Below are 2155 nucleotides of genomic sequence, written 5' to 3'. Positions count from 1 at the left end.
AGCCTGGCTTGTCGTCTTTCTTCTCGGCTTTTTCGGCCAGGTTGATGTAGTACAGGCCCAGGCTGCGGTTGATGTCTTCAACACGCCATTCGCCTTGTTCCAGCGCACGACCGACGCTCGACCAGGCACGATCCAGGTCGGTACCGACGTTCAGCACAGGGTTGCCGCTGCCGTCTTCGCTTAGGCTGACACGGCTTGGCGCGTCGAAATCACGTGAAGCCAGCATGGAAACCGAACCGCCCTTCTCCGAGATACGGCTCATGCTCGCGAGCATGTCGTCGACCAGTGCCGCGTCCAGGCCAGTGTTGACCGAACGGTTGGTGAAAGCCACGTCAGCGGTACTGCCGGCAGGACGCTCGGCGCTGACCACATAGACTTCACTGGTGTTGCGCTGCACGCCCGGCTCGATGCGCACCCGCACGCGGGTTTCGCTGTCCGTGCTGACGCCGGCCGCGCTCAGGCGTTTGCCCATGGCGGCGGACAGTTCGTCGGAATGCTGCCAGGTGGTGGTGAATTCGCCGGTTTGCGGACGTTGTTCATCCAGACGAAAGCCGTTGTCCTGAAAGAACTGAACGGCCACAGGCCAGACTTCGGCCGGCGGGTTCTGCGCCAGGATGGAGCTGGAGCCGCCGCTCTTCTGCAGGGTGTAGGGGCTGGCGTCCGCAGCCGCCGTCAGTGGCTGCGGACGAGGCACGGTGTACTCGCCCTTCTCAGTGTCATCAGCCACGTTGCGCGGGATCGGCAACAGCGGATCCAGACGCTTGGCGGTACGGACATCCTGCGGTATTTGCATCGGTGCAGTCTGTTGCGCTTGCAGGTAATCGCTACCACGGTCACGGAAATAACCTTCCGGGCCCCAGACCCATCCACAGCCACTGGTGCTGGAGATAATCAAGGCAAGTGCGGAAAGTCCGGCCATTCGCTTCATGCGTTGTACTTCCTCAATTAAACCAGGACGCTGCACTGGCGCAGGGCCGTGCGCAGCGTTTCGTGACAAGGTGCGCTCAGCCAGGTCAACGGCAGGCGAATGCCTTCGTGCATCAGGCCCATTTCAACCAAAGCCCACTTCACCGGAATCGGGTTGGCTTCGATGAACAGGTCCTTGTGCAACGGCATCAGTTTTTCGTTGATTGCCCGTGCAGTCACGGCATCACCCTTGAGGGCGGCCTCGCACAGATCGGCCATTTCCCGCGGAGCGACGTTGGCGGTGACGGAGATGTTGCCCTTGCCGCCCATCAGGATCAGCTCGACCGCGGTCGGATCATCGCCGGACAGGACGATGAAGTCCTTGCTTACGCCATCGAGGATGGCTTTGGCGCGCTTGAGGTCGCCAGTCGCTTCCTTGATACCGATGATGTTCGGCACGGTGGACAGGCGGATCACGGTCTCGGCCTGCATGTCGCAGGAGGTGCGGCCGGGAACGTTATAGAGAATCTGCGGAATGTCGACCGCTTCGGCGATGTGCTTGAAGTGCAGGTACAGGCCTTCCTGGGTCGGCTTGTTGTAGTACGGCACGACCAGCAGGCAGGCGTCGGCGCCGGCTTCCTTGGCATTGCGGGTCAACTCGACGGCTTCGCGGGTCGAATTGGCGCCGGTACCGGCGATCACCGGAATGCGGCCATTGACCTGCTTGACCACGGCGCGGATGACTGCGATGTGCTCGTTGACGTCGAGGGTTGCCGATTCGCCGGTGGTACCGACGGCGACAATGGCATGGGTGCCGTTTTCAAGGTGGAAGTCCACGAGTTTGCTGAGGCTGTCCCAGTCAAGACGCCCCTGTGCATCCATGGGTGTGACCAGTGCCACCATACTGCCCGCAATCATGAAACCGCTCCTGCCGGAAAAAGAGAGCCGTAATGGTACTGGCGCCAAGATGCTTGCACAAGCGAAGTACTGTGCTGCCGCCATTCCCCTTGGCGCCGGTTTTCGCTACCCTTCAGACTTTGATCGATACAGACAAGCTCGTCCGTCGGGTTTCAGCCTCCATTTTCGGCATCACAAGCCCTGGTCCAGCGTTGCCACGCCTCGCTCCCGCCCTGCCGGAGCACGTCGCAACCTGTCACTTGGGGCTTTCTGAGTTCGCATCCGCAGGCTCGCTCCCGATAATTCAGCCCTTTGACGTATCGACCGCTCATCGCTTTAGGAATGCTGCATG

Annotated in this window: 2 protein-coding genes; both read right to left on the bottom strand. The window is 61.0% G+C overall.

Features of this window, described 5'->3' with window-relative positions; all coding sequences use genetic code 11:
- Positions 1-928: outer membrane protein assembly factor BamC (bamC, locus tag ACXRVY_RS25560; protein WP_458238582.1), on the bottom strand; the 928-nt coding region annotated here is incomplete at its 3' end.
- A gap of 17 nt (positions 929-945) precedes the next feature.
- Positions 946-1824, bottom strand: a complete 879-nt coding sequence (gene dapA, locus ACXRVY_RS25555; protein WP_223463003.1) for a 4-hydroxy-tetrahydrodipicolinate synthase — start codon at positions 1822-1824, stop codon at positions 946-948.
- Positions 1825-2155 lie beyond the last annotated feature (331 nt).

The sequence above is a fragment of the Pseudomonas sp. P5_A2_2 genome (assembly GCF_054177685.1).
The sequence above is the reverse complement of the archived record's forward strand: the minus strand, read 5'-3'. Positions and strand labels throughout refer to the sequence as shown.

Coding starts and splice junctions, on each gene's coding strand:
- dapA (WP_223463003.1), bottom strand. CDS start 1,824: ATGATTGCGGGCAGTATGGTGGCACTGGTCACACCCATGGATGCACAG.